General features: G+C 43.8%; 1 protein-coding gene, 2 tRNA genes and 3 rRNA genes. All 6 read left to right on the top strand.

The features are described 5' to 3' along the window. The first annotated feature begins 774 nt into the window (after positions 1-774). The 6 genes from BKH45_RS08550 to BKH45_RS08525 all read left to right on the top strand — a co-directional run bounded on the left by BKH45_RS08550 (position 775) and on the right by BKH45_RS08525 (position 6,986). Positions 775-2,273 (top strand): 16S ribosomal RNA (locus BKH45_RS08550). Positions 2,274-2,415: 142 nt separating this feature from the next. Beyond that, positions 2,416-2,492: transfer RNA gene (locus tag BKH45_RS08545), tRNA-Ile, on the top strand. Between the two features lie 6 nt (positions 2,493-2,498). Continuing rightward, positions 2,499-2,574: transfer RNA gene (locus tag BKH45_RS08540), tRNA-Ala, on the top strand. Between the two features lie 652 nt (positions 2,575-3,226). Beyond that, positions 3,227-6,109, top strand: a 23S ribosomal RNA gene (locus BKH45_RS08535). Positions 6,110-6,346: 237 nt separating this feature from the next. Further along, a 5S ribosomal RNA gene (gene rrf / locus BKH45_RS08530) occupies positions 6,347-6,462 on the top strand. The 16S, 23S and 5S rRNA genes sit together here with 2 tRNA genes alongside, the layout of an rRNA operon. Before the next feature lie 329 nt (positions 6,463-6,791). Next, positions 6,792-6,986, top strand: a complete 195-nt coding sequence (locus BKH45_RS08525; protein WP_095275062.1) for a hypothetical protein — start codon at positions 6,792-6,794, stop codon at positions 6,984-6,986. Positions 6,987-7,020: the final 34 nt, after the last annotated feature.

The raw sequence follows: 7,020 nt of genomic DNA, 5'->3' as shown, positions 1-7,020 counted from the left end.
TCTCCTAAGCCAACCTTAAGCTAGATACATGTAATATTCCACTCCCATTCAGGTGAGCCTCATAAAAACTCTCCGGTTGATTCAATTTTATCTCTTGGGTTATATGGCAGTTTGATTACTTCATAGTCTCAAAGAGTTTTTAAAATCATTTTGACTCCGGAAGAAAGTGTTGCTTGTTTTGGTGGTGTTCTTTAATACTTGATTCAAATATAGGATAATAGTTTTCTATTATATTTATCAGATTGAGTAATGATCTTTGAAATCTAAGCAAGAGAAATGAAGTCAAGCCATTTGAATCGGATATTTCTAAACAGATATTCCCTCATTCTTTAGGTGATAGTTAAACATCACCTGTTGGACAGGGAGTATGGAAATATTTCCAATCATTTCCTATTGAGAGAGAATATTGAATCCTCATCATAAAGTATTTCTGTCAGAATACAGATACTTCCTTCGGATATTCCCATAGGGGTATTTATTTTAATAGAGACAGGGGATTGGATATTGCCTGTTTTATAGGAATGGTTTCGCATTCAATATATAAAGACTGCAATCTCTTTTATTGTTAATATCTATTTGAATACAACTCGTTGATAACCTGATGTTGTTTGAATGACTTAAAAATCAAGACAGATGAGACTTTAGAGTGAAAGCCAAAAGCCCTAAACTCTAAAGACCAATCAATTTATCTTGTTTATATCGGGAAGTTTAAGCCACATCACGGTTATCCCTTTGTGATTAAATATAAACGACGAAGAGACAAGGACAAACACTTTTATGGAGAGTTTGATCCTGGCTCAGAGTGAACGCTGGCGGCGTGCCTAATACATGCAAGTCGAACGATGAAGTCTCCGGCTTGCCGGAGACGGATTAGTGGCGCACGGGTGAGTAATACATAGGTCATGTGCCCTTTAGTCCGGGATAGCCACTGGAAACGGTGATTAATACCGGATATACCCTATGGGGGAAAGAATTTCGCTAAAGGATCAGCCTATGTCCTATCAGCTTGTTGGTGAGGTAATGGCTCACCAAGGCTATGACGGGTATCCGGCCTGAGAGGGTGAACGGACACACTGGAACTGAGACACGGTCCAGACTCCTACGGGAGGCAGCAGTAGGGAATATTGCTCAATGGGGGAAACCCTGAAGCAGCAACGCCGCGTGGAGGATGAAGGTTTTAGGATTGTAAACTCCTTTTCTAAGAGAAGATAATGACGGTATCTTAGGAATAAGCACCGGCTAACTCCGTGCCAGCAGCCGCGGTAATACGGAGGGTGCAAGCGTTACTCGGAATCACTGGGCGTAAAGAGCGCGTAGGCGGGGCAATAAGTCAGATGTGAAATCCTGTGGCTTAACTACAGAACTGCATTTGAAACTGTTGCTCTGGAGTATGGGAGAGGTAGGTGGAATTCTTGGTGTAGGGGTAAAATCCGTAGAGATCAAGAGGAATACTCATTGCGAAGGCGACCTGCTGGAACATTACTGACGCTAATGCGCGAAAGCGTGGGGAGCAAACAGGATTAGATACCCTGGTAGTCCACGCCCTAAACGATGGATGCTAGTTGTTGGGAGGCTTGTCCTTCCAGTAATGCAGCTAACGCATTAAGCATCCCGCCTGGGGAGTACGGTCGCAAGATTAAAACTCAAAGGAATAGACGGGGACCCGCACAAGCGGTGGAGCATGTGGTTTAATTCGAAGATACGCGAAGAACCTTACCTGGGCTTGACATTGATAGTATCTGCTAGAAATAGTGGAGTGTCTGGCTTGCCAGACCTTGAAAACAGGTGCTGCACGGCTGTCGTCAGCTCGTGTCGTGAGATGTTGGGTTAAGTCCCGCAACGAGCGCAACCCTCGTCCTTAGTTGCTAGCAGTTCGGCTGAGCACTCTAAGGAGACTGCCTTCGTAAGGAGGAGGAAGGTGAGGACGACGTCAAGTCATCATGGCCCTTACGCCCAGGGCTACACACGTGCTACAATGGGATGCACAAAGAGATGCAATGCCGTGAGGCGGAGCAAATCTCAAAAACATCTCTCAGTTCGGATTGTAGTCTGCAACTCGACTACATGAAGCTGGAATCGCTAGTAATCGTGAATCAGCAATGTCACGGTGAATACGTTCCCGGGTCTTGTACTCACCGCCCGTCACACCATGGGAGTTGTATTCGCCTTAAGCCGGGATGCTAAATTGGCTACCGTCCACGGCGGATGCAGCGACTGGGGTGAAGTCGTAACAAGGTAACCGTAGGTGAACCTGCGGTTGGATCACCTCCTTTCTAGAGATTTATTAGGGTATTTGTTTATCCTAATCATCCAAGAATAGAGTATCTGTATTCTTATAGCTTAACTTCTTTTTCTTGCTTAGTTTTCAGAGATCAGGGTTTCAATCAATAAATAAAACAAGAGAGTGTGTTAAAGGGGCTTATAGCTCAGGTGGTTAGAGCGCACCCCTGATAAGGGTGAGGTCAGAGGTTCAAGTCCTCTTAAGCCCACCATTATGAGGGGAATTAGCTCAGCCGGGAGAGCGCCTGCTTTGCACGCAGGAGGTCAGCGGTTCGATCCCGCTATTCTCCACCATCCTCTCTCTTGTATGAAATGATTTTTAAGAATGACTATCTTAGAAATGAAAACCTAAAGTCCGGAGAATCCAAAGAGAATAAAAACAAAGCAAGAAAACTCAATACAGAATTCACAAAGAATAAATGAGAGTATTCAGGCACGGGAAATAAAATCAAGATTCAAAGGATTTGAAAATCCGAACCCATAGAATCAAAGATTGAAAAGATTTTAAAAGTTTAATCAGAGTCTTTCACTTACGGTTATGGTTGTGATACCAAAGAAGATAACACAATCAGGAAAACACAAGAATAAGAAGAAGATTTGCATTAGACTTTTGTCTAAGTGTTATTTAAAATTTTATTGTTAATAGCCTAAAAAATAGTAATAAGACTACAATTACTCTGTTTTATACAATGGAAAGAAGATAGAAAGAAATACAAGATAATAAGAACGAGATCATTATCAAAGAATTCATCAAGACAAAACAACAGAGATGCTTGCATTTCAAACATAAACTCTTAAGGATTCAAGAGACAGTTTCAATCTTAATCATCAAAGTTATCCTTCTTATCAACATACATTCAATAAGGCAGTGATAACTTTAGAATATTCACACAATTTTATCCTGCTTGAAGGCACAAGTTTTTAGAATTTATTTTAAAGACTTGAAAAATAAGCTTTTAAGGGCAGATGGTGGATGCCTTGGCAAAGAGAGGCGATGAAGGACGTACCAGACTGCGATAAGCTATGGGGAGCTGTCAAGAAGCTTTGATCCATAGATTTCCGAATGGGGCAACCCAGCCGGTAGAGATACCGGTTACCTTTAATGGAGCGAACCCGGGGAAGTGAAACATCTCAGTATCCGGAGGAAAAGAAATCAAACGAGATTCTCTCAGTAGCGGCGAGCGAACGGGGAACAGGGCAAACCAAGTGCTTGCACTTGGGGTTGTGGACTGCAATATCCACTTGAATAACTTAGCAGAATTACTTGGAAAGGTAAGTCATAGAGGGTGATAACCCCGTATGCGAAAAGTTATTCATAGGTAGCAGTATCCGGAGTAGGTCAGGACACGTGAAATCCGGACTGAAGCAGGGGAGACCACTCTCCAACCCTAAATACTCCTCTTTGACCGATAGCGAACAAGTACCGTGAGGGAAAGGTGAAAAGAACCGCAGTGAGCGGAGTGAAATAGAACCTGAAACCATCTGCCTACAATCATTCGGAGCCCTATGATTTATCAGGGTGACGGACTGCCTTTTGCATAATGATCCTGCGAGTTGTGGTATCTGGCAAGGTTAAGCAAACGCGAAGCCGTAGCGAAAGCGAGTCTTAACAGGGCGTTTAGTCAGATGCTGCAGACCCGAAGCTAAGTGATCTATCCATGGCCAAGTTGAAACGAGTGTAATAGCTCGCGGAGGACTGAACTCGTACCCATTGAAACGGGTTGGGATGAGCTGTGGATAGGGGTGAAAGGCCAAACAAACTTAGTGATAGCTGGTTCTCTTCGAAATATATTTAGGTATAGCCTCAAGTGATAGTAACAGGGGGTAGAGCTCTGATTGGGCTAGGGCTGCTCACCGCGGTACCAAACCCTGTCAAACTTCGAATACCTGTTACCCTATCTTGGGAGTCAGGCGGTGGGTGATAAAATCAATCGTCAAAAGGGGAACAACCCAGACTGGCAAATAAGGTCCCAAAGTTCTATTCTGAGTGGAAAAAGATGTACAGTTACTCAGACAACCAGGAGGTTGGCTTAGAAGCAGCCATCCTTTAAAGAAAGCGTAACAGCTCACTGGTCTAGTGATTGCGCGCTGAAAATATAACGGGGCTAAGATAGACACCGAATTTCCAGATTGTGCTGATGCACAGTGGTAGAAGAGCGTTCGTATCAGCGTTGAAGGTATACCGGTAAGGAGTGCTGGAGCGATGCGAAGTGAGCATGCAGGAATGAGTAGCGATAAAATATGTGAGAATCATATTCGCCGTAAATCTAAGGTTTCCTACGCTATGCTCGTCATCGTAGGGTTAGTCGGGTCCTAAGACAAGTCAGAAATGGGTAGTCGATGGAAAATAGGTTAATATTCCTATACCAACCATTGTGTGCGATGGGGGGACGCATAGGGTTAAGCGAGCCAGCGGATGGAAGTGCTGGTCGAAAGGTGTAAGTTAGAGGAGAGGTAAATCCGCCTCTGTATCCCAAACCTGACAGGCTCTTTGAAATCTTCGGATCGATAGGAGAATCGCTGATACCGTCGTGCCAAGAAAAGCCTCTAAGTTTAGCAATGGTTGCCCGTACCGTAAACCGACACAGGTAGATGAGATGAGTATTCTAAGGCGCGTGAAAGAACTCCGGTTAAGGAACTCTGCAAACTGGCACCGTAAGTTCGCGATAAGGTGTGCCTAAGCAATTAGGTCTCAGCAAAGAGTCCCTCCCGACTGTTTACCAAAAACACAGCACTTTGCCAACTCGTAAGAGGAAGTATAAGGTGTGACGCCTGCCCGGTGCTCGAAGGTTAAGAGGATTAGTCAGCAGCAATGCGAAGCTTTGAATTGAAGCCCGAGTAAACGGCGGCCGTAACTATAACGGTCCTAAGGTAGCGAAATTCCTTGTCGGTTAAATACCGACCTGCATGAATGGCGTAACGAGATGGGAGCTGTCTCAACCGGAGATTCAGTGAAATTGTAGTGGAGGTGAAAATTCCTCCTACCCGCGGCAAGACGGAAAGACCCCGTGGACCTTTACTACAGCTTGGCACTGCCGATGGGAACATTATGCGCAGGATAGGTGGGAGGCTTTGAAATCTTCACTCCGGTGGAGATGGAGCCATCCTTGAGATACCACCCTTAATGTTTCTGTCTGCTAACTGGCTTGAGTTATCCTCAAGCAGGACAATGCCTGGTGGGTAGTTTGACTGGGGCGGTCGCCTCCTAAAAAGTAACGGAGGCTTGCAAAGGTTGGCTCATTGCGGTTGGAAATCGCAAGTTGAGTGTAATGGCATAAGCCAGCCTGACTGTAAGACAAACAAGTCGAGCAGAGACGAAAGTCGGTCATAGTGATCCGGTGGTTCTGTGTGGAAGGGCCATCGCTCAAAGGATAAAAGGTACCCCGGGGATAACAGGCTGATCTCCCCCAAGAGCTCACATCGACGGGGAGGTTTGGCACCTCGATGTCGGCTCATCGCATCCTGGGGCTGGAGCAGGTCCCAAGGGTATGGCTGTTCGCCATTTAAAGCGGTACGCGAGCTGGGTTCAGAACGTCGTGAGACAGTTCGGTCCCTATCTGCCGTGGGCGTAGGAAAGTTGAGGAGAGCTGTCCCTAGTACGAGAGGACCGGGATGGACGTGCCACTAGTGTACCAGTTGTTCTGCCAAGAGCACCGCTGGGTAGCTACGCACGGATGTGATAACCGCTGAAAGCATCTAAGCGGGAAGCCAACTCCAAGATGAACTTTCCCTGAAGGTCGCAGGAAGACTACCTGCTTGATAGGGTAGATGTGTAAGTGCAGTAATGCATTTAGCTGACTACTACTAATAGACCGTTTGGCTTATTTTTATATTCATTCAGGATCAAGAAGTGTGGGTATGTTATCACTGCCTTATTGAGTGTATGTGTCTTATTACCAAAGACTTTATTTTATAAGAATTAAGATGAAAGGATAATCATTCAATCAAAAGAATTTTTAGAGGATAAAGGAAAACAGGCTATTAATAATCGGATTTCTTCCTATAGAGGAAAATGGAGTTAAGGGCAATTCTTACTTGATGGGGGTATTGCTTTTAACTCCCTTTTCCTTGTGTCTATAGAGAGGAGGCAACACCCAGCTCCATCCCGAACCTGGCAGTTAAGCTCCTCTTCGCTGATGATACTGCATCTTTCAGGTGTGGGAATGTAGGTCGATGCAGGGATAGGGAAATCTGCTTTTTATACAATCACACAGCATCATAAAATTTACAATTATAAATAACATAGCCAATCATTTACAAATAATATACTCAATCATTCTCATCATTCTAAATACCCCATAGAATGTCTTTGAAAGAATGTATCATATGAAATCTGTCAAGCAATCCTTTAGAGTTTCTCAAGAGAATCTTCAAAGGATTTTCCGGTTTTTAGATAGTTAAAATTTAGTCGCATTCCTAATACTTTTTGCTTAAGGGTGTCTTAAAGTCTTCATTTATTTTTTTTCAGAGGGTTTCATTTATATATTTTTATGCCAAATTAAGAGTTGTGCATGAAACTTACACAACCCCGTATTATCCAACATTGGCAAAAAGAATTTTCCCATAGCTCCTATAGTAATTATTTCACCCCTGTCCATCAGGATGTCTATGCTCAAAAAAGCGCTAAAAGCCCGGTTTTTTGTTACCAAAAGATGGGTTTAGCTCTTTGTATTTTATCTCTGATGATCTTTGTGATTTATTTGTAAAAAATTGACATACATTCAAAATCAAACTAACATC

The organism is Helicobacter sp. 11S03491-1 (assembly GCF_002272835.1).
Lineage (GTDB): Bacteria > Campylobacterota > Campylobacteria > Campylobacterales > Helicobacteraceae > Helicobacter_J.
This window is presented reverse-complemented; position numbering and strand designations above follow the sequence as displayed.